This is a genomic window from Microbacterium sp. H1-D42 (genome assembly GCF_022637555.1).
GTDB lineage: Bacteria > Actinomycetota > Actinomycetes > Actinomycetales > Microbacteriaceae > Microbacterium.
In genome coordinates this window covers 707,404-733,625 of the sequence record NZ_CP093342.1, presented here as the reverse complement: position 1 = coordinate 733,625, position 26,222 = coordinate 707,404, and the positions used below count along the sequence as shown (strand labels likewise).

General features: G+C 69.7%; 20 protein-coding genes. 11 read left to right on the top strand and 9 right to left on the bottom strand.

Translation table 11 applies throughout. The features are described from left to right. Positions 1 to 3 precede the first annotated feature (3 nt). Both MNR00_RS03335 and MNR00_RS03330 read right to left on the bottom strand, forming a co-directional pair. Positions 4 to 981 (bottom strand): nitronate monooxygenase, encoded by a 978-nt coding sequence (locus MNR00_RS03335; protein WP_241927760.1) that lies wholly within the window; start codon positions 979 to 981, stop codon positions 4 to 6. After that, positions 978 to 2,573 (bottom strand): AMP-binding protein, encoded by a 1,596-nt coding sequence (locus MNR00_RS03330; protein ID WP_241927759.1) that lies wholly within the window; start codon positions 2,571 to 2,573, stop codon positions 978 to 980. Before MNR00_RS03330 ends, MNR00_RS03335 begins: the two co-directional genes overlap by 4 nt. Positions 2,574 to 2,613: 40 nt before the next feature. Between MNR00_RS03330 and MNR00_RS03325 the strand changes: the two genes are divergently transcribed. From MNR00_RS03325 to MNR00_RS03295, 7 genes are all read left to right on the top strand, one after another. Next, positions 2,614 to 3,813, top strand: a complete 1,200-nt coding sequence (locus tag MNR00_RS03325) for a thiolase family protein (protein ID WP_347271924.1) — start codon at positions 2,614 to 2,616, stop codon at positions 3,811 to 3,813. Continuing rightward, positions 3,806 to 4,240 (top strand): PaaI family thioesterase, encoded by a 435-nt coding sequence (locus MNR00_RS03320; protein ID WP_241927758.1) that lies wholly within the window; start codon positions 3,806 to 3,808, stop codon positions 4,238 to 4,240. The genes MNR00_RS03325 and MNR00_RS03320 overlap by 8 nt, the downstream gene beginning before the upstream one ends. A gap of 70 nt (positions 4,241 to 4,310) precedes the next feature. Continuing rightward, a complete protein-coding gene (locus MNR00_RS03315; protein ID WP_241927757.1) occupies positions 4,311 to 6,044 on the top strand; it encodes an aldehyde dehydrogenase family protein in 1,734 nt (577 codons plus the stop codon). 17 nt (positions 6,045 to 6,061) lie between these two features. Beyond that, positions 6,062 to 7,528, top strand: coding sequence for a carotenoid oxygenase family protein (locus tag MNR00_RS03310; protein WP_241927756.1), 1,467 nt, complete (start codon positions 6,062 to 6,064; stop codon positions 7,526 to 7,528). Positions 7,529 to 7,614: 86 nt separating this feature from the next. Next, positions 7,615 to 9,351, top strand: coding sequence for a class I adenylate-forming enzyme family protein (locus MNR00_RS03305; RefSeq protein WP_241927755.1), 1,737 nt, complete (start codon positions 7,615 to 7,617; stop codon positions 9,349 to 9,351). Beyond that, positions 9,348 to 10,523: a thiolase family protein gene (locus tag MNR00_RS03300; RefSeq protein ID WP_241927754.1), complete on the top strand. Its 1,176-nt coding sequence runs from the start codon at positions 9,348 to 9,350 to the stop codon at positions 10,521 to 10,523. Before MNR00_RS03305 ends, MNR00_RS03300 begins: the two co-directional genes overlap by 4 nt. A gap of 29 nt (positions 10,524 to 10,552) precedes the next feature. Further along, positions 10,553 to 11,791 (top strand): acetyl-CoA acetyltransferase, encoded by a 1,239-nt coding sequence (locus tag MNR00_RS03295; RefSeq protein ID WP_241927753.1) that lies wholly within the window; start codon positions 10,553 to 10,555, stop codon positions 11,789 to 11,791. 175 nt (positions 11,792 to 11,966) lie between these two features. Here the strand turns inward: MNR00_RS03295 and MNR00_RS03290 are convergent, their stop codons facing one another. From MNR00_RS03290 to MNR00_RS03275, 4 genes are all read right to left on the bottom strand, one after another. Then, positions 11,967 to 13,385 carry an HNH endonuclease signature motif containing protein gene (locus MNR00_RS03290; protein ID WP_241927752.1) on the bottom strand — a complete coding sequence of 473 codons (1,419 nt, stop codon included), beginning with the start codon at positions 13,383 to 13,385 and terminating at the stop codon, positions 11,967 to 11,969. Between the two features lie 251 nt (positions 13,386 to 13,636). Next, positions 13,637 to 14,740, bottom strand: a complete 1,104-nt coding sequence (locus MNR00_RS03285; protein ID WP_241927751.1) for a phosphotransferase family protein — start codon at positions 14,738 to 14,740, stop codon at positions 13,637 to 13,639. Beyond that, positions 14,737 to 15,948, bottom strand: coding sequence for an acyl-CoA dehydrogenase family protein (locus MNR00_RS03280; RefSeq protein ID WP_241927750.1), 1,212 nt, complete (start codon positions 15,946 to 15,948; stop codon positions 14,737 to 14,739). The genes MNR00_RS03285 and MNR00_RS03280 overlap by 4 nt, the downstream gene beginning before the upstream one ends. After that, complete coding sequence (locus MNR00_RS03275) at positions 15,945 to 16,727, bottom strand: SDR family oxidoreductase (protein WP_241927749.1); 783 nt, start codon at positions 16,725 to 16,727, stop codon at positions 15,945 to 15,947. The genes MNR00_RS03280 and MNR00_RS03275 overlap by 4 nt, the downstream gene beginning before the upstream one ends. Positions 16,728 to 16,780: 53 nt before the next feature. On the opposite strand from MNR00_RS03275, the gene MNR00_RS03270 reads away from it, so the two are divergent. Continuing rightward, positions 16,781 to 17,389 (top strand): TetR/AcrR family transcriptional regulator, encoded by a 609-nt coding sequence (locus MNR00_RS03270; RefSeq protein WP_241927748.1) that lies wholly within the window; start codon positions 16,781 to 16,783, stop codon positions 17,387 to 17,389. A gap of 13 nt (positions 17,390 to 17,402) precedes the next feature. On the opposite strand, the gene MNR00_RS03265 is transcribed toward MNR00_RS03270, so the two are convergent. Next, positions 17,403 to 18,212 (bottom strand): isocitrate lyase/phosphoenolpyruvate mutase family protein, encoded by an 810-nt coding sequence (locus MNR00_RS03265; protein ID WP_241927747.1) that lies wholly within the window; start codon positions 18,210 to 18,212, stop codon positions 17,403 to 17,405. A 157-nt stretch (positions 18,213 to 18,369) separates the two neighbouring features. Between MNR00_RS03265 and MNR00_RS03260 the strand changes: the two genes are divergently transcribed. Both MNR00_RS03260 and MNR00_RS03255 read left to right on the top strand, forming a co-directional pair. Then, positions 18,370 to 18,510, top strand: coding sequence for a hypothetical protein (locus tag MNR00_RS03260; RefSeq protein ID WP_241927746.1), 141 nt, complete (start codon positions 18,370 to 18,372; stop codon positions 18,508 to 18,510). Next, complete coding sequence (locus MNR00_RS03255; protein ID WP_241927745.1) at positions 18,507 to 20,606, top strand: DUF2156 domain-containing protein; 2,100 nt, start codon at positions 18,507 to 18,509, stop codon at positions 20,604 to 20,606. The genes MNR00_RS03260 and MNR00_RS03255 overlap by 4 nt, the downstream gene beginning before the upstream one ends. Before the next feature lie 5 nt (positions 20,607 to 20,611). Here MNR00_RS03255 and MNR00_RS03250 read toward each other — a convergent pair whose 3' ends face one another. Both MNR00_RS03250 and MNR00_RS03245 read right to left on the bottom strand, forming a co-directional pair. Then, positions 20,612 to 21,691 (bottom strand): 3-deoxy-7-phosphoheptulonate synthase, encoded by a 1,080-nt coding sequence (locus tag MNR00_RS03250; RefSeq protein WP_241927744.1) that lies wholly within the window; start codon positions 21,689 to 21,691, stop codon positions 20,612 to 20,614. Positions 21,692 to 21,886: 195 nt separating this feature from the next. Continuing rightward, on the bottom strand, positions 21,887 to 25,063 hold the full coding sequence (locus MNR00_RS03245; RefSeq protein ID WP_241927743.1) for a DHA2 family efflux MFS transporter permease subunit: 3,177 nt from the start codon (positions 25,061 to 25,063) through the stop codon (positions 21,887 to 21,889). Positions 25,064 to 25,174: 111 nt separating this feature from the next. Here MNR00_RS03245 and MNR00_RS03240 point away from each other — a divergent pair, with 111 nt between their 5' ends. Beyond that, positions 25,175 to 26,176: a hypothetical protein gene (locus MNR00_RS03240; RefSeq protein ID WP_241927742.1), complete on the top strand. Its 1,002-nt coding sequence runs from the start codon at positions 25,175 to 25,177 to the stop codon at positions 26,174 to 26,176. The last annotated feature ends 46 nt before the right edge of the window (positions 26,177 to 26,222 follow it).

Here is a 26,222-nt window from a genome sequence, read left to right as displayed (position 1 = left end):
AGCCTACTCAGCGCACCACGGTCTCAGCGGATCCGGCGGCCCGACATTCAGCGCGCGGCCGGCGCGCTGCCAGGCCGCGTCGTACTCGACTTCCAGCCGGTCGACGATCTCGGCGGTCGTCTCGATCGCGTTGATGTTGTCGAGCCCCTGCCCTGCCGCCCAGGTGTCCTTCCAGCGGCGGATGTTCGACATCTCCGACGAGTAGTTGCGGTCGATCGCGCCGGCACTCGACGGATCGATGCCGACGGCCTCCAGCGACGGACGCAGCCACGACGCCGGGGTGCCTGTGACCGCCGCCGAGACGACCAGGTCGTCGATGCCGCTGTCGACCACCATCTGCTTGTGCTCCTCGATGGCGATGCTCTCGGGAGTAGCGAGGAAGCGGGTGCCCATGTAGACGAGATCCGCACCGGCGGCGACCGCACCGGCGATGCCCGCACCGGTGGCGATCCCGCCACCGACGCACACGAGGCCGTCGAACGACGCCCGCACGGCGGCGATGAACGAGAGCGGCGAGAGGTGGCCGGTGTGTCCGCCGGCACCGGTCGAGACGCACACCAGGCCGTCGGCGCCGGCATCCGCCGCCTTTCGCGCGAGCTTCAGCGAGACGACGTCGGCGAGCACGATGCCACCGTACGCATGCACCGTCTCGATGACCGGTTTCGGCGAGCCGAGCGCCGTGATGACGACCGGCGGCTGGTGCTTCGCGACCATCTCGAGGTCGTCACCCAGTCGGGCGTTGGTCGAGTGGGTGATGAGGTTCAGCGCCCACGGCGCAGCCTCCGGTTCGGCATCCAGCGCCGTCGTGATCTGCGTCAGCCAGTCATCGAGCTGCTCGACGGTGCGGCAGTTCGGCGTCGGGAACGACCCGACGATGCCGGCACGACTGGCGGCGATCACCAGCTCGGGGCCGGAGGCGAGGAACATCGGGGCTGCGACAACGGGGAGTCGAAGACGCGCCAGGAGGTCGGAGGGTGTCATTGCGTCACGGGCCTTTCATCAGCGGGTGCAGCCTCGGTGGCCTGCAGTTCGAGAAGTCGGGAGACCACGGCGCGGCGGTCGACCTTGCCTGTTGCGCCGAGGGGGAGTTCGGAGAGGTGCCGGCACACCTTGGGACGCTTGTGCCTGGCCAGGTGCGCGAGGCGGTCGCCCAGCTCGCGCTGCTGGGCGTCGCTGAGATCGTCGCCGCCGGCGGTCGTGTAGGCGAGCGCGATGCGCTGTCCCCACCGTTCGTCGGGAAGCCCGACAACCGCGACACTTCGGATGCCCGCAGACGATGCCACTGCGACCTCGACCTCGCTCGGATACACGTTGTACCCACCGCTGATCAGCATGTCGCTGCGCCGATCGGTGAGCCAGAGGACGTCGCCCTCGAGCGTGCCGATGTCTCCGGTGAGCAGCGCCCCGCCTTGAACGGCCTTGCCGAGGTCGGTGCGCTCGGCGGCGTTCCAGTAGCCCGCGGTGACCATCGGCCCGCTCACGGCGACCTCGCCGATGCTCTCGCCGCCGAGGATCTCGATGCGGACACCTGGCACCACATGTCCGGCTGAGGTCAGAAGGCGCGGTGCGCCGCGCAGACCCCGGCGATGGTCATCGATGGTGAGCACGGTCAGCGGCGGCATAGCCTCGACGAGCCCGTAGTACTGCACGAGCCGATCGGTGAGCAGCTCGGCCGCGCGCCGGATGAGCACCGGCGCCATCGGGGCGCCGGCGTAGGCCAGCATCCGCACCCCCGCAAAAGCCGAGCGCTCTGCCTGCGGCAGCCGCGTGAGGGCGTCGATGACGCTGGGGACGATGGCGAGATGCGTGATGTGCTCGGCCGCGATCGTCGCAGCGATCGCAGAAGGCGTCGGATGCTGCGCCATCACCTGCACGGCGCCGAGCGCCAGCATCGGCAGGACGAACAGCCCGCTGGTGTGGATGGCGGGACCTGCGTGCAGGTACGCGTCGACGTCGCCGGTGGGGGCGAGGACGTCGCGCAGCATCGCCCGCATCGAGGCGAGCCGCATCCGGTGCGTGCGCCTTGCACCCTTGGGCGTGCCGGTGGTGCCGGAGGAGTACGCCAGGCCGATGAGATCGTCGGGGCTTGAGGTCGGCAGTCGCGCGTCGACCGATCCGGCGGCGACCAGGGCATCAAGCTCCCCGGCATCCACCCGCACGGTGGTCTCGGTGCGCAGCTCGTGCGTGATCCGCTCCCCGTCGGCGCCGCGAATGCGGTCGTCGACGATGAGCGCGCGGGCACCGCTGTCGGACGCGATCGCGCGCCACTCCCTCGAGCCGAGTCGCGGGTTCAGCGGCACCCGCACGAGGCCCGCCAGAGCGAGGGCCAGATCGGTGACGATGACATCGGTGCTGTTCGGGACGGCCTCGAGCACACGGTCGCCAGGGAGCAGCCCTGCGCGCAGCAGCGAATCGGCCAGCCGGTGCGCGCGCGAGCGCAGCTCGGCGAACGTGAGCTCACCCTGCGCGTCGCGGACGGCGACACGGCGTGTGTGCAGGCGTGCGGCGGCGTCGACGACATCGCCGATCGTCCGACATCCATCCCACACCACTGTGGTGACCACTGTGTTCACAACAGGTACTATAAACGAAGTTTGAGAAAGGGCGAACAGCATGACGATGACGTCTGCAGGCGAGGATCACGCGTACCTGGTCGACACGGTGCGCACGCCATTCGGCAGGTTCCGCGGCGCTCTCTCACGCATCCGCACCGACGACCTGGCCGCGATCCCGATGCGTGCGCTCGCGCAGCGCAACGCCGATCTCGTCGCCGGCGGGCTGGATGATGTGATCCTCGGCGATGCGAACGGCGCCGGCGAGGACAACCGCAACGTGGCGCGCATGGCCGCACTGCTGGCGGGGCTGCCGGTGTCGACCCCCGGGACGACGGTCAACCGACTGTGCGGCTCGGGTGCCGAGAGCATCGTGCAGGCCTCGCGTGCGATCCGCTCGGGCGATGCCGACCTGGTGATCGCCGGCGGCGTCGAGAGCATGAGCCGCGCCCCGCACGTGCTCGCCCCGATTGATGACCGACTGCCGGTGCGACCGGAACTCGTGCCGACCACCGTCGGCTGGCGCATGATCAATCCGGCATTCCCCGCACCGTGGGTGGAGTCACTCGGCCGCTCGGCCGAGCTGATCGCCGAAGAGCTCGGCCTCGACCGTACGGCGCAGGACGCGTGGGCGCTGCGCTCGCACCAGCGCGCCGCCGCCGCGTGGGATGCCGGATTCCACGACGGCCGCGTGCTCGCAGTGGAGGGCCTCGAGCGCGACGAGTGCATCCGACCCGGCACGAGTGCGGACGCGCTGGCGGCCCTCTCCCCCGCGTTCTCGACTGCGGGCGCCGTCACTGCTGGCAACTCCTCGCCCCTCAGCGACGGTGCGGCCGCGACGCTCGTCGCTTCCGGACGCCGCCTGGTCGAGACGGGCACTCCGCCACTCGCCCAGATCGTCGGCTCGACTGTCGTGGGCGTCGAGCCGGAGCGCTTCGCGCTGGCACCGGTGGCCGCGACGCGGAAGCTGCTGCAGCGCCTGGATCGCACGCTCGCCGATGTCGCCGTGCTCGAGATCAACGAGGCATTCTCCGCCGTGGTGCTCGCCTGCCTGCAGCAGCTGCAGCCGCCGGCACACGTGCAGGTCAACCCGCATGGCGGGGCGATCGCACTCGGGCATCCACTCGGCGCCTCGGCGACCCGCGCACTGATCGACTGCGCCCACGCCGTGCGCGAGCGCGGCGGCGGACTTGGGATCATGACCGCGTGCATCGGCGTCGGACAGGGCATCGCGATCGCGCTGGAGGTGCAGGATGACTGACGACCGCGCACCGCGCCCGACACCGACTGATGCGACGCCAGAGCAGCTGACCGAGCTCGGCGCCGGCCGCCTGCCCGGCATGCTCGGCATCACTGTGACCGCCATCGGCGAGGGACGCATCGAGGCCGAGATGGCGGTGACGCCGGCCGTGCTCGCCCCGAACGGGTACCTGCACGCGGCGTCCGTCGTGGCACTCGCCGACACGGCCTGCGGACTCGGATGCCGACTGTCGCTCCCCGAGGGGACATCCGGCTTCACGACGCTCGAGCAGAAGACCTCCTATCTCGGCACCGCACGGTCCGGCCACGTGCGCACCGTGGCGACGCTCGCGCACGGCGGACGACGCACCCAGGTGTGGGACGCCGAGGTCTTCGACGAAGACGGGCTACGCATCGCGCTGTTCCGGTGCACGCAGCTGATGCTCTGAAGGCTGGCCGGAGAAAACGGCTTGCCGTAGCCCCTGACTTCGCTTATGGTACTTGCCAGAGGAGTTCTCGATGACGATGACGACAGCACTTTCGACCGACACCGCAGCGGCGACGGCGCTCACCCGGACCGAGCTGGTCACGCGCCACAGCGACCGGCTCGACGCTGCCGTGCGCGCGCTGAACAGCCGCGCCGCCTACAGCGCGTTCACCGGGCGCGAGCCCTCCGGCCTGCGTGGTGATGACGCCAGCGCGGCATTCGACGCGTTGCTCGGCTCGACATGCGGTGTGGCCGGACAGGCCGGAGTCGAGACCAGGCAGGACGACGAGACCTCGCCATGGACGCGCGAGCCGCTCGGCATCAGCTACCCGCGGGTGGGTGCCGAAGACGCAGTCGCCTGTGCCGATGCGGCCCGCCCGGCGTGGACCGCGCTGTCGATCGATGAGCGTGCGGCCGTCAGCATCGAGATGGTCGAGCGCCTGTTCGCCGACAACGTCGTGCTCGGGCTGGCGGCCATGCACACCACCGGCCAGGGACGCGGAATGAGCCAGTCCGGCAGCGGCACCAACGCCCTCGATCGGGGACTCGAGGCCATCGCCGCCGCGTGGCAGATCCTCTCGCGCATCCCCACCTCGGCAACGTGGGAGCAGCGCTTCGGCGACGACGTCGTCTCGCTCGAGAAGAACTACCGGATCGTGCCGCTCGGCACGGCGCTGGTGGTCGCCTGCGCGAGCTTTCCGGCCTGGAACGTCTACCCGTCGGTGTTCGCCAACTTGATGACCGGCAACGCCGTCATCCTCAAGCCGCACCCGTCGTCGGTCCTGCAGATGGCGCTCGCGGTGACAGTCATGCGCGAGACCCTCAGCGAGGTGGGATGCGACCCTGACCTCGTGCAGCTCGCCGTCGACAGCGCTGTCGAGCCGATCACCTCAGTGCTGGCCACTCACTCCGGCGTGCGCATCGTCGACTTCACCGGGTCGCCGCGCTACGGATCGTGGGTCGAGCAGAACGCCCACCAGGCGCGGGTGTACACCGAGACCGCCGGCATCAACTCCATCGTGATCGACTCGTTCACCGACCCGCTGAACGAGATGCGCGCGATCGCCGGAGCGCTCTCGCTGTTCTCCGCCCAGATGTGCACCGCACCGCAGAACATCTACATCCCGGATGCCGGCGTGCACACACCCGACGGACTGCTCACCGCCGAAGAGGTGGAGACGGGCATCCTCACCGCCATCGAAGCCGTCTCGGCGAGCCCGCGCCGCGCGGCGGCGGTGCTCGGCACGATCCAGTCCCAGAACACGCTGCGCGAACTCGACGCACTCGCGAACGCGTTGCGCGACCGCGCCACTGTGCTGCGCGCACCGCAGGCGTGGGAGGCCCCTGGTTTCCCTGACGCACGCACGACCACACCGCTGATCGCGCGGGTCACCCCAGAGCAGCACGACCTGTTCGCGCAGGAGTGCTTCGGCCCCGTCATGTTCCTGATCCGGGTGCCGGATGCGCGCACCGGCCTGCGGCGCGCGGCGTCGGATGCCCGTAAGTACGGCGCCATCACGGCATTCCTGTACTCAACGGACGAGTCGCTGATCGCCGACACCGAAGACGCCTTCGCGACCGCCGGCGCGGCGCTGACGATCAACGTCACCGGCGCCATGCCGATCAACTTCTCCGCCGCCTTCAGCGACTTCCACGTCTCGGGACTCAACCCCGCAGGCACCGCCACGCTCACCGACGACTCGTTCGTCACCGGACGCTTCCGCGTCGTCCAGTCCCGCCGTCCGCTGCGCCCGTCGCACGACTGAAACCCGAGGTCACCCACATGTCCACGCACACCCCCGACCAGCCGATCGCCGTCGCTCGCGCCGTCGGCGCCGACAACTCGATCGACAACCCGTACCTGCTCGGCGTGTACGCCCCGGTGCAGAACGAGCTGTCCCTCGAGGACCTCGAGGTCATCGGCGAAGTGCCAAAGGACCTCAACGGCGTGTACCTGCGCAACGGGCCGAACCGCCGCTTCGAGGCACCGGGCAGGTACCACATGTTCGACGGCGACGGCATGATCCATGCGGTGCACTTCGACGGCGGCAAGGTGCGATACCGCAACCGCTGGGTGCGCACCAAGGCATTCCACGAGGAGTCCGCAGCAGGAAAGTCGCTGTGGAAGGGCCTGATGGAGGATCCCAAGGACAACCCGTTCGGCAACGGGCACGGCCTCGGCATCAAGGACTCCGCCAACACCGACCTGATCTTCCACCGCGGCCAGGTGCTGGCCACCTGGTACCTGTGCGGCGACCCGTACGCCGTCGACCCGCTGTCGCTCGAGACTCTTGGCGCACAGGACTTCCTCGGAACTTTCGCCGGCGACATGATGGCCCACCCGAAGGCCGACGAGCGCACCGGAGAGCTGCTGTGGTTCGACTACGGCCCCGACGTGAACTACATGCGCTACGGCATCATCGGCGCCGACGGCACGCAGACCCACCTCACCCAGGTCGACCTGCCTGGCCCCCGTCTGCCGCACGACATGGCCATGACCGAGAACTACACGGTGCTGATGGACCTGCCGCTCGTGCAGGACCAGGAGGCCAGGCGCAACGGCAAGTACCGCATCTACTACGACAAGTCGCTGGTCTCGCGCTTCGCGGTGCTGCCGCGCTACGGAACCGGAGCCGACGTGCGCTGGTTCGAGGCGAAGCCCTGCTACATCTACCACGTGGTCAACTCGTGGGAAGAGGGCTCGAAGATCATCATGGAGGTGTGCCGGGTGAAGAACCCGCAACACCAGTCCACCTTCGATCACCCGCTGGCGAACATGCTGGCGTACATGCGCCTGGACGCGCAGCTGTACCGCTACGAGTTCGACCTCGTCACCGGGCAGACCACCGAGCGCCCCATCGACGACCAGAACATCGAGTTCCCCAGCATGGATCAGCGCATCGTGGGCGTGCCGCACCGCTACTCGTACAACATGAGTCTGGCCAACGAGCCGACGCTGCTGTTCGACGGCATCGTGCGCTACGACTCGACCACCGGCGAGAAGGAGAGCTACCAGTTCGGCGCTGGCCGCTGGGGCTCCGAGAGCCCGTTCGCGCCGCGCGACGCCTCGAAGCACGACAGTGACGGATACCTCGTCACATTCGTGAACGATGAGATCGAGGGCCGAGGTGAGATCCTCGTGCTCGCGGCCGATGATCTGGCCGCTGGTCCCGTCGCCCGCATCCTGCTGCCCACCTCCGTTCCCGCCGGCTTCCACGCCACGTGGGTGCGCGCCGACCAGCTGTCCTGATCCACCCGACCGAACACCCGCCTCACACACACACAGAGTTCGCACCGACGGAGCAGTCGGTGCGAACCCGACCATTAAGGAACCCGATGTCCGAAAGCCGCCTGAACCTGCACCCGCAGTCCCGCGTCGACCGCCTTGTGGCGGACGGCCAGTGGACACCAGAGACCATCGACGGCATGTTCCGCGACACTGTCGCGCGCCGCGGTGACGCCCTGGCGATCGTCGACCCGGCCAACCGCGCCGCCCTCGCTGGCGGTGCCGCTCGGCGCCTGAGCTGGAGCGAGGTCGGCAGCGAAGTGACTGCGCTCATCGCGCGTCTCGCCGAGGCCGGAGTGAGCCGTGGCGACACGGTCGGCATCCAGCTCGCCAACGGCATCGAACTCACCGAAGCGCTCATCGCCGTGTTCGCTCTCGGGGCGACGGCCACGCCGCTGGCGATGCAGTACCGCGACCACGAGATCACCACGATGGGCAACGCTGCCGAGTTCAACTGGGTGATCGCCGCCCGCGCGTTCGGCGAGCGTCACCCGGCCGACGATTTCGCGCGACTGCGCGATCAGCTGCCGACCGTCCGCGAGATCTTCAGCTACGGACTGGCCGAGGACGCCCTCTGCGAGGACAGCACCGGGGTGACGCATCTCTTCCCCGCCGCGGCCACCGAGGCGGACGAGGCCGCTGCGGCCGCCTACCGCGCCGCGAACCCGAACGACCCCAACGACTGCGTGACCATCTGCTGGACCTCAGGCACCGAGGGGGTGCCGAAGGGCATCATGCGCGCGCACTACGACTGGCTGGTCTTCAGCAAGGTCTGCCAGGACGCCTCGGACACCACCGAGGACGACGTCATCCTGAACGCCTTCCCGATGATCAACATGGCCGGCATCTGCGCCATGCTGCTGCCGTGGGTGCGCACTGGCTGCGTGCTCGTGCAGCACCACCCGTTCGATGCACCGACGTTCTTCGGACAGATCGCCCGCGAGCGCGTCACCTACACGCTGGCGCCGCCGGCGCTGCTGTCGATGCTTCTGCACAACGAGGACCTGCTGAGCAAGATCGACCTCACCAGCCTCACGCGGATCGGCTCGGGCTCCGCTCCGCTGAACCCGGCGATGGTGCGCGGATGGCAGGAGCGCTTCAACATCCCGATCATCAACTTCTTCGGCTCCAACGAAGGCGTCGGTCTGCTCTCGAGCAGCGTGGATCTGCCCGACCCGGATGACCGCGCGCGGTTCTTCCCCCGCTACGGGGCAGAGGGCAGGGAGTGGTCGATGGAGCTCTCGAAGTGGGCTGACGTCAAGATCTACGATCTCGAGACCGACGAGGAGATCACCGAGCCCGGCGTGCCTGGCGAGCTGCACATCAGCGGCCCGCAGCTGTTCGCGCGCTACCTGAACGCCGAAACCCTGCGGAACCCGTTCGATGACCAGGGCTACCTGAAGACCGGCGACATCTTCGAGATCGCGGGCGACAACGGCGAGTACGTGCGCTACGTAGATCGCGCGAAGGACATCATCATCCGCGGCGGCATGAACATCGCCCCTGTCGAGCTCGAGACGCTGATCATGCGGCACCCGTCGGTCGCTGATGTCGCCGTCGTCGGCGACGAGGACGAGACGCTGGGCGAGAAGGTCGCGGCGTTCGTCGCGCTGCACCCCGAGCAGACGCTGGAGCTGCCCGAGCTCGTCGCGTTCCTGCGCGACCAGCACATCGCCTCGTACAAGCTGCCTGAGAAGCTGCGCGTGATCGACGTGCTGCCGCGCAACCCTGTCGGCAAGGTCGTCAAGACCGAGCTGCGCAAGGCGCTGGTCGAGGCGACCGCATGAACCGCGCCCTGATCCTCGACGCCGCTCGCACGCCCCGCGCGCGGGTGCGCCGTGATGGCGGCACGCTGGCCGGGCTCTCGCCCGCCGAGCTGCTGGCCGTCGTGCTGCGCGAGCTCGGCTCGCGCGGGCTGTCACCCGAGCGCATCGACGACCTGGTCGTCGGCGTGAGCACGGTCGTCGGGGATCAGGGCGGAGACGTGGGGCGAGTGGCTGCGATCCACGCCGGCTGGGACACCGTTCCCGCCGGTGTGGTGTCGCGGCTGTGCGGATCGGGATTGGATGCTGTCGCATCGGCCGCAGCGCAGGTGCGCTCCGGCGGGGCGGACGTCGTCGTGGCGGCCGGCGTCGAATCCATGTCACGCGTGCCGATGCTGGCCGACCGGCCCACGTTCGCGCTCGACCCGACCGAGGGCGAGATCACCGGCTTCGTCTCGATCGGGGTGTCGGCGGATGCGGCCGCCTTCCGCGCCGGCTTCTCACGCGCCGAGCTCGACGAGTACGGCCTGCGGTCGCAGCTGCTCGCGAGCGCGGCACCCGCGTGGGAGTCATCGATCGCCGTGACCACACCCTCTGGCGCCGAGCTCGCCCACGACGAGGGCGCTCGGCCCGATACGACCATCGAGGCGCTGGCGGCGCTCCCGCCGCTGTTCGCGGACGACCCGCTGTGGGAGCGCGTCGAGCGTCACCTGGGCATCGTCCGCGGTGCGGACCGCGGGCTGCACACCGTCGGCACCGCCCCGCAGTTCTCGGATGCGGCCGCCGCCATCGTGCTGGCCTCCGAGACGGGGGCGGCAGGGCAGGATCCCAGCGGTCAGGTGCTCGGCTGGGGTCAGGCCGCTGTGCGCTCACCGGGCCTGGAGGCCACGGCACCGGCCGCCCGCAGGGCCCTCGATCGCGCCGGCATCAGCGCGCGTGACCTGTCGGTCATCGAGGTCAACGAATCGTTCTCGGTCACACCGCTGCTGCTGACCCGCGAGCTGGGCGTCTCGCCCGACATCGTGAACGCGCACGGCGGGGCCATCGCTGTCGGGCATCCGCTCGGCGCCTGCGGCGGCGTTCTCATCGCCAACGCACTCGACCAGCTGCGCCGCAAGGGCGGCGGCTACGGCCTGGTCGCGATCCCGGCTGCGCTGGGTCTCGCGACGGCGGTCGTCATCGAGTCGTTCGCGTGAGGCGTGACCGGATTTCAGAAGGAGTGAACATGAGCAGTAGAGGCGTGTACCTGCTGGGCGGTGCCCAGACCGATTTCCGGCGCAACGTCGCCGCCGAAGGCATCGGCGACGGCATCTTCGAGCTGATCCGAGAGGCCTCGCTCGGTGCCGTGGCGGATGCCGGCATCAACGCCTCAGAGGTGCAGCGCGCCCATGTCGGCAACCACTCCAGCGAGTTCTTCACCGGGCAATCGCACCTGGGGGCGATGGTGCCAGCGGTGACACATGAGTGGCGTGATCTGCCCTCCTCCCGCCATGAGGCGGCGTGCGCTTCGGGCAGCATGGCCGCACTCGGCGCGATGGCCGACATCGAGGCCGGGTTCTACGACGTCGTGCTGGCCGTCGGCGTCGAGCAGATGCGCAACGTGCCGGGCACCGTCGCCGCCGACAACCTCGGCTGCGCGAGCTGGCGCTCCCGCGAGGACCTCGGTCAGCTCGCCTGGCCGACCGCCTTCGACCGCATCGCCGATGAGATCCACCGCCGCTACGGCAGCATGACCACCGAGCACCTCGGCCGGCTCGTGCAGAACAGCCGTGAGAACGCCCGTCGCAACCCGCTCGCGCAGACTCGCGACTGGGTCGAGACCGTGGCCTCGTACGCAGCTGATGACGAGGCGAATCCGCTCGTGCAGGGGTCGCTGCGCAAGAGCGACTGCGGGCGCATCAGCGATGGGTCCAGTGCGGTGATCCTGGCCAGCCACGACTTCGCCGAGCGCTGGGCTGCTCGGCGTGGGCATGACGGGCTGCCGCCGCGGATCAAGGGCTGGGGCCACCACACGTCGACCATGGCGCTGGATGAGAAGCTGCGCGCCTCGGTAGACAGCGAGTACCTGTTTCCGCACCTGCGCGCGACCATCACTGATGCGTACACCCGTGCCGGCATCAGCGGTCCAGAGCAGCTCTCGGCCATCGAGTTGCACGACTGCTTCTCGATCAGCGGCTACATGGCCATCGACCACCTCGGCATCACCGCGCCCGGCGAGGGCTGGAAGGCCATCGAGGACGGCCGCATGGAGATGGGCGGATCGATCCCGGTGAACCCCTCGGGCGGGCTGCTCTCGGGCGGACACCCGGTGGGTGCGACAGGAGTGCGGATGCTGAATGACGCGCGCCGCCAGGCCGGCGGAACGGCAGGCGAGATCCAGGTCGAGGGGGCGAAGGACGTCGCGACCCTGAACTTCGGCGGCAGCGTGGCCACGGTGGCGAGCTTCATCGTCGGGCGGGACTGACGAGGCTCAGCGGCCGGGCCTCTGAGTCTGTCAAAGGGCGCTCGCTCAGGAACCGGAGCGGAGGACCCCTCCCGGTTGCTGAGCAAGGAGGGCGGCGAAGAGCGGTGCAGTGAGCGAGCGCAGCGGGTCGAAGCGACGACGGACGTCAGCGCCCGCCGAACCCGGGCAGGAACGGCTACGTGTACGCGAAGTCGGAGAGGGAGAGGCGTGGGGTGCGCCAGCGGTGTTCGGGGTCCCACCATGCGGGTCCGCGGATTTCGGGGAGTCCGTGGTTCATGCGGATCTCCCATCCGGAGTAGTCCAGGGAGCGGTGGTGCCACCAGCACAGCGGGACGCCGTTGTCGGTGCTGATCGGTCCACCGTTGGCCCATTCGGTGACGTGGTGAATCTCACACCACGACGCCGGCACATGACAGCCCGGGATCAGACACTCCTTGTCACGGAGCGTGATCGCCCGGCGCTGGTAGACGGTGAAGATCCGGTCGGTGACCGTCATCCCCACGATCCGGCCCTGCTCGGTGAACACCCGCTGAATCGCACCCGTGCACCCCGTGTGCCGGGCAACAGCCGCGTGCACCGGGGCATCGATGCCGGGGATACTCGCCCAGGAGCTGTCGGCGAAGTCCAGATGCACCACCAGCGTGGGAGCCGCCCCGCCCAGCGACGGCATATCCGCATGCCGGGCGGCGATGCCCAGGGCTGCGGTGAGGGCGTCGTGCTGCTTCTGCCCGCGCGTGCGCGTGTCCAGCACGCTCCGCGAGTCACTGTTGAACTCGTCCCCCTCCACCCCATCACCCTCGTCATCGACGGGGTGGAACCTCACACCTTCCGGAGCGGGTGGGCCGTCGGTCTTCGGGTTCAGCTGCGCATCCAGTAGCAACTGCAACTGCGCGTAGGTTTCGGGCAGCAGGTTCCCCCGCAGCGGGTAGACGCCATCCTGCATCCGCCCGATCAACAGGAACCGACGCGTCATCGCCCGCTGCTCTGTGGGTTCCGCGCCGTCGGGGTCCAGTCGCAGTGCGATCGCGTGCGCGATGGCCTTCACGTCCTCCGGCGTCGCCGGCGGTGCCGCATCGACATCCTCAGCATCGACGTCATCCGTGGCCGCGTACCCGCGCACCACCTCCGCGAGCACCGCGTCGGCCTTCCACCGATCCGCCGCACCGATCCGGTCTCCGGCGGCCTCGACCGGCCCGGTCACGGCGAGCAGCCCGGTCACCCCGATCGCCCCGTCGAGCATCGCCTGCCTCAGCGCCGGCCACCGCGCCGGGAGCGGCGCTCCGGAGGTGAGGTCCGTCTCGCGGTGCACGGCCCTGCTGGCCTTCACGATCTGCGCCGCCGCACGGGAATCCACACGCAGGGTGCGCTGGAGCAGTTCGTTCATGCTCCGGCATCCGACACCATTCGGAAGCCCCACCGGATCCGAGGACGCCACCGTCTCGACGACCACAGCCTCCACCCGCCGCAGAGCGTCCCCGGCCCGACTCAGCACCACCAGTCGTTCCGCATCGGACAACGCCGCGAACGCATCCGCACCGAGCACCTGATCGAGGTCGGCGACGACCCGATCCAGGAGAGCTGCGGTGCTGTTCATAACTCTATTCAACACGGGGCCACCGACATTGACAGGCAGAATCCGGCTGATCAGAGAAACTTTTTGAACGAACTTCGAGACCGGGTTCCGTCCAACTCTCCGACCACGCGGCCCGGGAGCCAAAGGACGCTCACGAGCCCTCCAGAACGAGCATTCGACTCCCCGCCACGTACCAGCGGGCTCCGGGTATCGGTGCTTCGACACTTCGTCTCGCTGCGCTCGCTCAGCCCGTTTCGATTCGCTCCGCCCGCTCAACGACCGGGGCGCCCCTCGATGAAGCGCAGCGCCTCCTCGGCGAGAGCGGGCACGCCGTCCAACAGCGTCGGGGCGAACTCGTCGCCGGGGCGCTCGCCGTTCAGCCAGCGCGTGTAGATCGCCTCGCAGAAGACCGCGGCCTTCCACATCGCGAGTGCCTGGTACCAGCGCAGGTCGGTGAGATCGAATCCGGTCGCCGCGGCGTAGCGCTCTGCCAGCTCTGCACGCGTCGGGTAGCCCTCGAGACGCGTGACCGGCGTCAACTCGAGCGGGGTCGCCGCGGTGCCGTCCTGCCCGTAGGTTGCCAGGAAGTAGCCGAGGTCGGCGAGCGGATCCCCGAGCGTCGCCATCTCCCAGTCCAGGATCGCCAGCACGCGCGGCGGGGCACCGTGCGCGAACATGAGGTTGCCGATGCGGTAGTCACCGTGCACGAGCGCTGCGCGCTGACTGACGGGGATATTCTCGGCGAGCCAGCGGCCCGCGTCAGTGACGGCAGGGACGGCACGCGTGGTCACCTGCTCCCACAACCCCGAGAAGGTCTTCACCTGCCGCGCGAGGTAGCCGTCCGGTCGGCCGATCACCTCCAGTCCGCCGCTTGTGACGTCGAGAGCGTGCAGCTGCACCAGCTGGTCGACCGCCGTGAACGCCGTCGCACGCCGCATCTGCGCCGCGGCGAGCGCAGCGGGCTCATCCTCGGTGATGACCACCCCGTCGAGGTAGCCCATCAGGTAGAACGGCACCCCCAGCACGGAATCGTCCTCGCAGACGGCGAGGATCTCGGGCACCGCGATGCCCGCCCTACCCACGAGCTGCTGGATGCGCGACTCGCGCAGCATGTCGTGCGTCGACCGCGGCAGCGGTGGCCGCGGTCCGCGCCGCAGCACGCACTGCGTCTCCCCGCGGCGCAGCAGGTAGGTGACGTTCGACTGCCCGTCGCCGATGCGCTGCCAGGCGATCGGCCCAGACCCCAGCCCGCGTGCGTCCAGGAACGCCTCGAGCGATTCGATCACCAGCAGCGGCGGGCGCGCCAGCGCGGCAGCATCCGATCGCCGCGCGACGACCTCCACACCGTCCGGCTCGGTGCGCATCCCCGCGCTCACGACACGTCGTCGAGCCGGGGAGCACCCGCATCGACGTCCTTGCGACGTCGCGAGGCTGCGCGACGCGAGATCGCCCACTTGTGCGTCTCGTTCGAGCCGTCGTAGATGCGGAACGGGCGCACTTCGTTCATGTACGACACCAGCGGCAGGCTGTCGGTGACGCCGTCTCCGCCGCACAGCTGGATCGCACGGTCGATCACGCGGAAGATCGCCTCAGAGCAGTGCACCTTCGCGATGGATGACATCGCAGCTCCCGCTCGCGGATCGGATTCCAGCAGCGCCGCCGTCTTGGCGATGATGGCATCCGAGGTCTCGATGTCGATCACCGACTGCGCGAGCATCTCCTGCGCGATGCCGAGTTCGGCGATGCGCGCTCCGAAGATCTCGCGGGAGTTCGCTCGGTCGAGCGCCAGATCGACCGAGCGCCGTGCCAGTCCCAGCCAGCGCATGCAGTGCGTGAGGCGGGCGGGCCCGAGGCGCACCTGCGCATAGCGGAAACCCTCGCCTGGCGCGCCGAGGACGGCATCGTCGGCGACGAAGCAGTCCTCGAAGTGCACGTGCGGATGCCCGCCGGCGATCACCCGGTCGGTGGCGTGGATCTGCTCTCCGATGCGGATGCCCGGATTGTCCATCTCGACAAGCAGCATCGTCGCGCCAGCGGGGTGCCCATCGATGGCCTCGGTGCGCGCCATCGCGATCGCGAAGGCTGCGACCTCGGCTCCGCTGATGAATCTCTTGTGCCCGTTGATCACCCACCCGCCGTCGACGCGTGTGGCCGCGGTGAGCAGCGCCGCCGGGTCGGAGCCCGCACCGGGGTGCGGTTCGGTCATCGCGAAGCAGGATCGCACCTCGCCGGCAGCGAGCGGCGCGAGGTAGCGCTGCTTCTGGGCATCCGTGGCGATCAGGCCGAGCATGTGCATGTTGCCCTCATCTGGCGCCATGCAGCCGAGCACCGCCGGACCGATCGGCGAGTAGCCGGCCTCCTGCAGAATCGGCGACCAGTGCTCGATCGGCAGCCCGTGTCCGCCGAACTCCGGCGATACCAGCGGCGCGAAGACGCCGGCATCCTTCGCGGCGGCGACCAGCGCGCGCCGCTTCTCCTCAGTCAGCCGCTCTCCCGGCGCGGGCTCGGCAGGGATGACCACGTCGCGGATGAACGCGCGGGTGCGCAGCCGCAGCTCTTCCACCTCGGCAGGCAGCGCACTCACGCCGCACCTCCTGCGGCGAGAAGTCCGCCGTCAAGGGTCAGCGTCTGCCCCGTGACCCACGCAGCGTCGGCCGAGGCGAAGTAGGCGACGGCTCCGGCGATATCCTCGGGCACGCCGAGTCTGCCCAGCGGATAGGCTGCGGCGACCCCGTCCTCCTTGCCCTCGTACAGCGCGCGGGCGAATTGGGTCTTCACCACCGCGGGCGCGACGGCGTTGACGCGGATGTCGGGTCCGAGTTCGACGGCGAGCGTGCGGGTGAGATGGATGATCGCGGCTTTCGTCACCCCGTACATGCCGATGCCCTCGGACGGCGTGTAGCCGGTCACCGAGGCGACGTTGACGATCGTGCCACGACGGCCGACGAAGTCGAGGCCCGCACGGTGATAGACCTCCTGGGTCCAGGCGAGCGTTCCGAGCACGTTCACCTCGACGAGCTTGCGCGCCCCGCCGAGGTCGAGGTCGATCAGCGGCCCGTAGAGCGGGTTGATTCCGGCGTTGTTGACCAGGATGTCGAGACCGCCGAACTCCGTCTCGATCCGGTCCAGCGTCTCCGCGCGGTGCGCGGGGTCGTCGCTCTTGCCTGCGACGTGGATGACCGATCCCTCTGGGAAGCCCGCGGCAGCATCCACCAGTCCCTCCTCTCGGCGGGCGGTGAGGCATACGCGCGCGCCCTCGGCTACGAGACGGTGCGCGACGGCGAGTCCGATCCCGCGGCTCGCGCCGGTGACCAGGGCTGTGCGTCCGGTGAGGCGAAGGGCGTCGACGTCGTTGTCGGTCATGTCAGTCCGTTCTGATCCACCGAGCGAGCGCTCGGTAACGCTAGTATGCCATCATGAGTGCGACCGAGGACAGCCCGCCCGACTGGCGCGACTTCAGTGGCGACCCGCTTTCGCCGCTGCTGCGCTCGGCCACGCAGACCTTCGTCGCCCGCGGCTACCACGGCACGACGACGCGCATGCTCGCTGCGGCTGCGGGGATGTCGGTGCCGGGGCTCTACCACCACTTCGCGTCGAAGCAGGCGCTGATCGTCGCCATCATGGATGCCGCGATGATCGAGCTGAGAGAGCGCAGCCTGGGCGCGCTGACCGAGGCAGGCGACGACGCCGGCGCCCAGCTCGATCTGCACATCGAGTGCCTCGCGCTGTTCCACGCGCACCGCCGGGAGCTCGCGCTGCTGGCATCCACTGAACTGCGCAGTCTCGACCCGACCGAACGCGACCATCACATCGCGGCGCGCGACGCGCAGGAGCGGATGCTGGTCGACATCCTGCAGCGCGGCGTCGATCAGGGCGTGTTCACCGTCGACGACGCACGGCAGCTCGCCCGCGCGCTGGCGACGATGAGCACAGGCATCTCGCAGTGGTACTCCCCCGCCGGCCCGCTCACGCCTGCCGACATCGCGGCGAGCTACATCGCATACGCGCGCCGGCTCACATCCTGACCACCCACCGACGTCAACCGAATCGCCGCTGCACGTCGGCGTAGGCCATCGCCTCGTCAAGGAAGCCGAGGGTGCCCGTCTCACGCAGTTCGCGTCCCGCGCGGTCGACGAAGGCCAGCGCCGCCCTGGCGAGCGCGCCGCCGATGCTGACCCTCGCGACACCGAGCGAGAACAGCATCGGTGCGTCGATGCGCGTCGGGGTCAGACCCGCGACGATGTTGATCGGGACGGGGATCTCTGATGCGAGTCGGCGGATGCTGTCGGCATCGTCGACCCCCGGGATGAACACGCAGTCCGCACCCGCGTCCACGTATCGCAACGCGCGCGACACGGTCTCTGCGAAGGGGTCGTCGACGGCCGAGCGGGATGCGAAGTACGGGTCGGTGCGCGCGTTGATCACGAACGCACCGCGCGGGGCGGCCTCGCGCACAGCGACCAGCTTGTCCACCGCGAGCTCGACGTCGATCAGGCGACCGCCTGCGACATCCTCGATGTTGGCCCCCACCGCCCCGAGCTGCATCGCCAAGCCGACCGTGCGCGCGACGGCGTCCGGCGAATCGCCGAACCCGTCCTCGAGGTCCGCGCTCACCGGCACATCGACCGCTGCGACGATCTCTCCGATGTGCTCGAGCATCCGCTCGGCGCTCAATCGGCCGCCGTCGGGCAGGCCGTGCGACCAGGCGATCCCCGCGCTGGTGGTGGCGATCGCGGGGAACCCGGCCTGCGCGAGGATGCGCGCCGATCCGGCATCCCACGCGTTGGGGATGACGAACCCCTCTCCGCGGTGCAGGGCAAGCAGTGTGTCGGCATGATCTGAGAGCATGAGACCATCTGACGCCCGCCCGCGCTCCGCGTCAATGGAACCGCCAAGGAGATCCGGCAGCTGCCGCTGTCACCGTCTGGCCTCGTCCACGGCGATCCCGCGCTCGACTACTGTCGAATCACCGATCTCGGATCGTCCTCGTTCGAAAGGCACACGGATGACCACCAGAGTCTCCCCCACGGCGCTTCGCGTCCGCCCCCGCATCTGGAACGGCCCGGCTGACACGACCTGCCCGCTGGACAGACGGCATCCCGTGTGGTTCGAGCGCACCGTCTCCCCCGCCCCGGTCGCGGCATGACCGTCGACGGGCAGGCGCTCCCGGAGGAAGCCGTCGCGCCGCAGCGCGGCGGTCCCCTCCGTCTGATCCGACGGCTGCCCGTCAGCATCCTGATCCTCGTCGCGCTGCTGTTGGCGGGGCTCGCAACCGGGGCACTGTGGAGTCCGTTCCAGAACAGTCCCCTCTGGGACGTGTTGGCGTACGGCCTGCCCGCTTTGCAGGAGGGCAGGTGGTGGACGCCGCTGACCGGCACCTTCCTCGCGGCCCAGCCACTGGGATATCTGCTGCTGGTCGCATGCCTGCTCGGCGTCGCGTACCTCGAGTGGCATCGCGGGTGGCGCGTGACCGCCGCGTGGTTCGCAGGTGGGCAGCTGTTCGCCGTCCTCGCCACCGCGGGACTGCTCTGGCTGCTCACTGTCCTCACCCCGGCCTGGCCCTGGGTGCAGCATCAGGCCACGGCGCTCGACGTCGGGCCCAGCGGAGGGCTCCTCGCGTGCATCGCCGCCGCGGTGGGCGTGCTGCCCGCGCCCTGGCGGAACCGGGCATGGCTGACGTTGCTCGCCTACATCTTCATCACGCTGCTGTTCTGGGGCGGCATCGCTGATCTCGAGCACGCCGCCGCGGTCGTGCTGGTGCTTGGCGTGGACCGCTCGCTGACGCTGCGCAGTGGGACGGTGCGCGAGCAGCGGCTGCTCGCGTTCTGGGTCCTGATCGTGCTGGTGGCGATCTCGACGATCGTCGACTACGTGCCCACCTCGGGGCCGTTCGGCGACACCGTGCCCTCCGAGACGCTGGGCTGGAGCGTGCTGATCGACCTCGGGGTCAGTGTGCTCGTGCTGAACGGATTGCGCCGCGGCCGGCGCTGGGCGTGGCTGCTGTCGTTGCTCTACGCCGTACTGAACGTGCTGCTGGGTGCGGTCATCGTGCTCGCGCTCCGACTCTCGATGGAGAAGGATCTCGAGGACCTCGGGCTGAACGCGCGGATGGCGGTGGCCACCGGCGTCCTGTGGGCGCTGTTCCTGATCATGCTCCTGATCACCCGCCGCGCCTTCCGGTGGCGGCGCCGGCCGCCGCTCGGCAGCGGGCCTGCACCCACTCGCGACGACGTCATCACGGCGCTGCAGCGGCACGGCGGCGGAACGCTGTCGTGGATGACGACCTGGGAGCCGAACGAGTATCTGCGCACGTCCGGCGGGATCGTCGCCTATCAGCGCCACAACGGCGTCGCGCTCGCACTGGCCGATCCGATCGGCGATCCATCCGACCGGGCCGCGGCCGTGGCGGAGTTCATCGATCGTGCCGAGCGCGCGGGGCTCACGCCATGCTTCTTCAGCGCCGACGACGACACCCGCGCAGCGGGACCCGAGGGGTGGCAGAGCCTCGTGATCGCCGACGACACGATCGTGGACCTGCCAGGGCTGGAGTTCACCGGCAAGCGCTGGGGCGCGATCCGCACGGCCGCCAATCGCGCACAGCGCGAAGGCGTCACGTTCACGGTCACACGCCTCGCGGATGAGCGCTGGGGCGTGCGCGCACAGCTGCAGGCGATCTCGGATCTGTGGGTGGGAGACAAGGATCTGCCCGAGATGCGGTTCACGCTCGGCACGCTCGCCGAGGCACAGGACCCGCATGTGCGCGTGGCGATCGCCACCGCGGCGAACGGAGATGTGGACGGCTTCCTCTCCTGGCTTCCGGTCTACGGTCCCGAAGACGGGGTGCGCGGCTGGACGCTGGATCTGATGCGGCGCCGTCCCGACGGATTCCCTCCCGTCATGGAGTACCTGATCGGGATGTCGGCAGCGGCGTTCCGCGATGAGGGGGCCGAGTTCCTCTCGCTCTCCGGCGCGCCACTGACGCACGACTACCCGCCGGATGCCGGCGCGATCGCCGCGCTCAGCGAACGGCTCTCCGACCTGCTCGAGCCGGTGTACGGATTCCGCTCGCTGCACCGGTTCAAGGAGAAGTTCCACCCGCGGTACGAGACACTGCACCTGGTGTACCGCGAGGCGGTGGACCTGCCCCGGATCAGCGTGGCGCTGACCCAGGCGTTCCTGCCCGGAGCGACGCTGCGGCAGTACGCCGCCGCCGGGCTGGACATCATCCGACGGGACGACTGACGGGGTCAGCCCCGTCGCGCCCGCGTGGCCGCGGCCAGCTGCGCGAGCGCCTCAGCCGTGGCATCCCAGCCCATGCAGGCATCCGTCACGCTCTGTCCGCGCACCAGACCGGCCGGTCCCGATGCGACATCGAGCTTCTGTGCGCCGGCGACGAGGTTGCTCTCCAGCATCACACCGGCGATCGCCGAACCGTCGGTCGCGATCTGCGCGGCCAGCTCGGCGACGACCTCGGCCTGCCGCAGGTGGTCCTTGCCGCTGTTGGCGTGGCTCGCGTCGACGATCACCCGCGTCGTGAGCCCGGCGGCCGACAGCCGCTCCGACGCGCGCCGCACGTGCTCAGCGCCGTAGTTCGGTCCGTCGGCGCCGCCGCGAAGGATCACGGACGTGTCGGGGTTGCCTGTGGTCGCGACCAGGCTCGCGCGCCCGTCACCGCCGATGCCGAGGAAGGCCTGCGGGGCGGATGCTGCCGACGCGGCATCCAGGGCGACCTGCAGCCCGCCATCGGTGCCGTTCTTGAAGCCGATCGGCATCGACAGGCCGGAGGCGAGCTGGCGGTGGATCTGGCTCTCGGTCGTGCGTGCGCCGATGGCACCCCACGTGATGAGGTCGGCGGTGTACTGCGGGCTGATCGGCTCGAGGAACTCCGTGCCGCACGGCATGCCGAGAGCGGTGACATCGCGCAGGAATCCGCGGGCCATCCGCAGCCCGGTCTCGATGTCGTGGCTGCCGTCCAGGTGCGGGTCGTTGATGAGGCCCTTCCAGCCCACCGTGGTGCGCGGCTTCTCGAAGTACGCGCGCATCACGATCAGCAGGTCGTCGCGGTGGCGCTCGGCCTCGCGCACCAGGCGCCCGGCGTATTCGAGCCCGGCGTCGGTGTCGTGGATCGAGCAGGGGCCGGCGATCACCAGCATCCGATCATCGCGACCATCCATGATCGCGCGCACCTCGGCGCGCGTGCGGGCCACGAGTGCGCCGCGCTCGGCGCCGAGCGGCAGCGCGCCTGCGACGGATGCCGGCGACGGCAGCGCCGTGAAGCCGGCGACGTGCAGGTCGGCGGTGGTCTCGAGGGTGTCAGTGCTGTGCATGGGTCCTGTCCTGATTCGTGATGGTTCACGACGGACCCGCGCAGAGCCCGCCGAAACGGCGAAAGCCAGAGCAATTGCTCTGGCTTGTCGGCTCTGAAGGTGTTGGTGGGCGCTACTTCGGCGCCGGCCCCTCCAGAGCCGACTCAAAATACGCATACCAACGATTGATCATGTGGCTACCGTACCGCATCTGCGCTACTGCAGATCTCCTCCGGTCTGCTCCAGCAGGTCGCGGGCGGCGGCGCGACCGGCCTCGACCATCCGGTCGTACTGATGGAACTCCAGCAGCCCGACGCCCATCGAGTGCGGTGTGATCACCCAGGCGCCCAGCTGCTGTGCCTCGACAGGGCCCCCGCCGCCGATCATCAGCGTCCGCAGCATCGTCTCCCCCAGTGGCGGGATGCGCACTGGGCGCGGTGCCTCCCCAGGCACCCGCTGCTGCCCACCGCCGCTCATCGAGATGTTCACGGCGATCACCGGGCCCTCGCTGCGCTCGGTGACGCTGTCGACCGGCAGATTGTCGAGCACACCGCCGTCGACCAGCAGCCGACCCTCGCTCGGCACCGGGGTGAACAGCACCGGCAGCCGCGACGACGCCTTGATCGCGTCGAGCATGAGCCCTGAGCGGTGCATGACCGTCGCACGGGTGAGCAGGTCGGTGCTCACGCACCGGAAGCCGCGCGGCTGCTCTTCGATGCGCTGGTCGTCGAAGCAGCGCACCAGCGCGCGATGCACGCGCTTGCCCCGCGCCAGTGACGTGCGCGGCAGCCCGTAGTCGCCGAGGATGTCCTCCCGCACGAACTCGCGGTACGCGGCGTCGCCGAGCTCGGCGGCCGTGACGCCCCTCGCGTAGTACCCCGCCAGCACCGCCCCCATGCTGGCCCCGGCGATGCGGTCGATGCGGACCCCTGCCTCTTCGAGCTCGAGCAGCACGCCGACGTGCGTGAGAGCGCGCGCCCCGCCGCCGCCGAGAACGAGTGCGACCGAGTGCCCGGAGAGGCGATCGATGAGACCTCGGATGCCCGCTGCCGGCGCCCCCGCCGAAGCGACCTCGTCCATGCTGATCTCGCTGACCCGCCACGGATCGACGGCGTCCAGCCAGGCCTGCCGCATGGCTCGGGCCGGCGTGCCGACAAGTACGAGCTCCGCCCGCGTGCTGGTCTGCGGCAGCGCCGCCGGTGGGGCGTCCCCGATCAGGCCCACCAGCACGACGGCATCCGCCTCCCGTGCGCAGGATCCCGTCCAGTCACGGTCCTCCCCATCCGCGACGAGCATCACCATCTCGTTCTCGGCCTCTGCGCGATCGATCTGCTCGGGCGTGCACGGTCCCGTCAGCTGCGCGACCCGCGCGTGCGCGGCCAGGCCGCGCTTCAGCATCCCGGCGATCGCCTGCGTCGGCGCTCCCCGTCCCACCCCGATGACAGCGATCAGGTGCGGCCTCGTCGCCGACCGTGTGACCGTCGGGCGCGCCTGCGCGAGCTGCCCTGCCAGACCCGTGACGAGCGCCGAGAGGCACGCCGGATCCTCGCCTATCGTGCGGCCGAGCAGGTCGCGCGAGACTTCGAGCACGTGGCAGTCGCGGCGAGCGCGGATCGAGGCCGACCGCAGCCCGTCGGTGAACAGCGCGAGCTCGCCGACGAGCGCCCCTGGCCCCAGCTCACGCACCACCTCGTCATCGATCACCACCTCTGCCCGACCAGAGACGATCACGAACATCGATTCGGCCGCCTCCCCCTGTCGCAGCAGCCACTCACCGGCCCGCACGGTGCGGGGCGTCGCCCCGTCGCGCAGCCGTTTCTGCGCGTCAGACGGCAGCCGCCCGAACAGCGATTCCTCGGGCGACGCGACCGCGCGGCGCAGCACGACGGAACGCGCCGTGTCGGGCATCCGCAGTGCCGATGGCCGCTCGTCCGCGACCTCGACGACGGCGTCGCTCTGGTGACTCACACGCCCCAGGAACAGGGTGATCACCGCTCCGGCGGCGAAGGCGATGATGCTCATCGTCCAGCCGTCGCGCAGATCCTGCACGACGGTGGCGGCCGTCGGGGTGCCAAGGATCACGACCAGCAGCGCCACGCCGATGGTGCCGCCGATCTGCCGGGCGCTGGAGATCACCGCCGATGCCGTCGCGAACTTGCCGCCCGGCTGCGTCGCCAGCGTCGACGCAGCCAGCAGGGGCAGCGTCGCCCCGACCCCGATTCCGCTGATGATCTGCCCCGGCAGCCACTCCCCCATGAAATCCGGTGTCGTGCCCACGGCGTTGACGTACCAGACGTAGCCGAGCGCCCAGATGACGAACCCCGCCGAGATGATCCACCGGTAGCCGAAGCGCGCGGCGACTGGCTCGAGAAGCCCCGCGACCACCGCCGCCACCAGCGCCCCAGGCACGAGGGCGAGGCCTGCCTCGAGGATCGTGTACTGCCATACGTACTGCAGCCACAGCACGTTCCCCAGCATGTACGCGAAGAACCCGACGCCGGCCACGAGGGTGGCGATGTTCGCGACGACGAACGGCCGGTTGCGCATCATCGCCGCATCGAGCACAGGTGAGCGGTGTCGCATCGAGCTGAAGATGAATCCGGCGAACAGCACGACAGTGCCGCCGATCACCAGCCACAGCATCGGGCTGGTCGCACCCCAGTCGTCTGCTTTGATGATCGCCGCATTGAGCAGGCCGAGAGCACCGGCGAGCAGGATCGCCCCTCGCAGATCCGGCATGCGCCGGCGCCCCGGTGCGCGGCTGTCGACCAGCTGGCGCCGTGCCAGCCACCACGCGACCACCCCCAGTGGCAGATTCACCCAGAACGCCCACTGCCAGCCGCCGGCTTCGACCAGCGCGCCGCCGATCGGGGGCCCCAACCCCGATGCGACGGCGGCGGCAGCCGACCACAGCCCCACTGCCCGCGCCTTGCGGGCAGCAGGGAAGCCGTCGATGACGAGCGCGAGCGAAGCCGGCACGATCATCGCAGACCCCAGCGCCTGCGTGATGCGCGCCCCGATCAGCACCTCGATCGACGGCGCCAGCGCGCACACCAGCGACGACAGTGTGAACAGCCCGACTCCGAGCAGATAGATGCGACGGCGTCCCAAGAGGTCGCACAGTCTGCCGAAGACGATCATGAACGCCGCGAACACGATGTTGTAGGCGTTCAGCACCCAGGAGATGTCGCCGATGCTCTCATCGGGGAAGGACGCTCGGATGCTGGGAAACGCGATGTTCACGATCGTGGCGTCGAGAAATGCGAGCACCGCGCCGAAGGACGCGACCAGCAGCACCGTGCGCTCCGGAACCCGTCCACGGCGAGCCGAAGTCGAGTGCGGAGCGGGGTCCTGTTCCTCGGGGAGGGTTCTCTGATCGGACTGCAACGCCATCTCCACAGCGTCTCGGGTCGGCCCAGCGGAAACCTCAGTGAACTCACGGATCTTTTCACGCGTGCGGAGAGTCAGGCTGGAAAATGCCCGCCGAACGTCGAGGAGTTCGTCATGTCGCACCGCCGCCTGCGAGCAGCCCGCTCGCTCATCGCCGTCACCGCCCTGATCGGCGCGGCATTGATCGCCCCGCAGATGGCGTCGGCCGACCCGCCGCCTCCGCCCACCGCTGCCGTCGTGACCGCGCAGACCGATCCCGCTGTCGCCGCATCGCTGGGCGATGTGCCAGCGCAGGCGCTGCCGAGTGTGCTCGCCGCGGTCGGCACTCCGTTCACCATCACGGTGGCAATCACCGATGGGACTGGCCCCAGCTACTACGAGTACGACGCGACGGTCACGCTGACCGCGGACGGCCTTGGAGTGCTCGGCGTGACCAGTGCGGTCCTCCCGGCAGGAGAATCGAGCATCCAGATCTCGACGTCCTACTCGAAGGCCGTCGCGGCACTGACCGTCACGGCCACCGTGACACCCACTCAGCCGCCCGTCATCGATCCCTACGACCCGCCGACGGTCCTCCCGCCACTGGTGGGCTCCGCGCCGGCGTTCCCTGTCGAGCTGCAGTTGACCCTCGTCGACGGCGCTGACGTGTCACTCCGCGACGGCACGGCCGGCGCGGATGGCGCCGGCTGCGCGGTCGTCGATGCGCAGCATCCGATGTGCGGCATCGTCACACTGCCGCGCGGTGCCGAAGGCGGCACAGCTCTGACGCTCGGCTCCTGCCCTGCCGGGCAGACCTGCACGCCAGGAGCACTCGTCACACAGTTCCTCGGCGACCTCACCTCGGCCGACGGCGATCTGTACACCCGCACGGCGCCGGCGACGATGACCATCCTGTGCGACAAGACGCTGTGCGGAAAGGGCGGGGTCGCGCACTACCGCGCGCTGTGGTCGGATTCCGCGACCGACCCGCTGCAGATGGCGCCCGCCTGCCCGGCCAAGGGCGTGATCGGCGCAGATCAGGACTTCTGCACCGATCACCGCGCCAGCAGCCGCATGAAGGGCGGCGACCTGCGCCTGGTCGTGCGCTTCCTGACCGACGTGCGAGGGATGATCTGAGGCGAGCCATGGGCGCCTGAACGGGGGCGCCCGAGCGGGGGCGCCT

Bases quoted from the DNA above. Each gene is read 5' to 3' on its own strand.
- MNR00_RS03320 (WP_241927758.1), top strand. From the start codon at position 3,806: ATGACTGACGACCGCGCACCGCGCCCGACACCGACTGATGCGACGCCA.
- MNR00_RS03295 (WP_241927753.1), top strand. From the start codon at position 10,553: ATGAGCAGTAGAGGCGTGTACCTGCTGGGCGGTGCCCAGACCGATTTC.
- MNR00_RS03275 (WP_241927749.1), bottom strand. From the start codon at position 16,727: ATGACCGACAACGACGTCGACGCCCTTCGCCTCACCGGACGCACAGCC.
- MNR00_RS03260 (WP_241927746.1), top strand. From the start codon at position 18,370: ATGACCACCAGAGTCTCCCCCACGGCGCTTCGCGTCCGCCCCCGCATC.
- MNR00_RS03240 (WP_241927742.1), top strand. From the start codon at position 25,175: ATGTCGCACCGCCGCCTGCGAGCAGCCCGCTCGCTCATCGCCGTCACC.
- MNR00_RS03250 (WP_241927744.1), bottom strand. From the start codon at position 21,691: ATGCACAGCACTGACACCCTCGAGACCACCGCCGACCTGCACGTCGCC.
- MNR00_RS03245 (WP_241927743.1), bottom strand. From the start codon at position 25,063: ATGGCGTTGCAGTCCGATCAGAGAACCCTCCCCGAGGAACAGGACCCC.
- MNR00_RS03265 (WP_241927747.1), bottom strand. From the start codon at position 18,212: ATGCTCTCAGATCATGCCGACACACTGCTTGCCCTGCACCGCGGAGAG.
- MNR00_RS03310 (WP_241927756.1), top strand. From the start codon at position 6,062: ATGTCCACGCACACCCCCGACCAGCCGATCGCCGTCGCTCGCGCCGTC.
- MNR00_RS03305 (WP_241927755.1), top strand. From the start codon at position 7,615: ATGTCCGAAAGCCGCCTGAACCTGCACCCGCAGTCCCGCGTCGACCGC.
- MNR00_RS03300 (WP_241927754.1), top strand. From the start codon at position 9,348: ATGAACCGCGCCCTGATCCTCGACGCCGCTCGCACGCCCCGCGCGCGG.
- MNR00_RS03325 (WP_347271924.1), top strand. From the start codon at position 2,614: ATGACGATGACGTCTGCAGGCGAGGATCACGCGTACCTGGTCGACACG.
- MNR00_RS03315 (WP_241927757.1), top strand. From the start codon at position 4,311: ATGACGATGACGACAGCACTTTCGACCGACACCGCAGCGGCGACGGCG.
- MNR00_RS03270 (WP_241927748.1), top strand. From the start codon at position 16,781: ATGAGTGCGACCGAGGACAGCCCGCCCGACTGGCGCGACTTCAGTGGC.
- MNR00_RS03335 (WP_241927760.1), bottom strand. From the start codon at position 981: ATGACACCCTCCGACCTCCTGGCGCGTCTTCGACTCCCCGTTGTCGCA.
- MNR00_RS03255 (WP_241927745.1), top strand. From the start codon at position 18,507: ATGACCGTCGACGGGCAGGCGCTCCCGGAGGAAGCCGTCGCGCCGCAG.
- MNR00_RS03290 (WP_241927752.1), bottom strand. From the start codon at position 13,385: ATGAACAGCACCGCAGCTCTCCTGGATCGGGTCGTCGCCGACCTCGAT.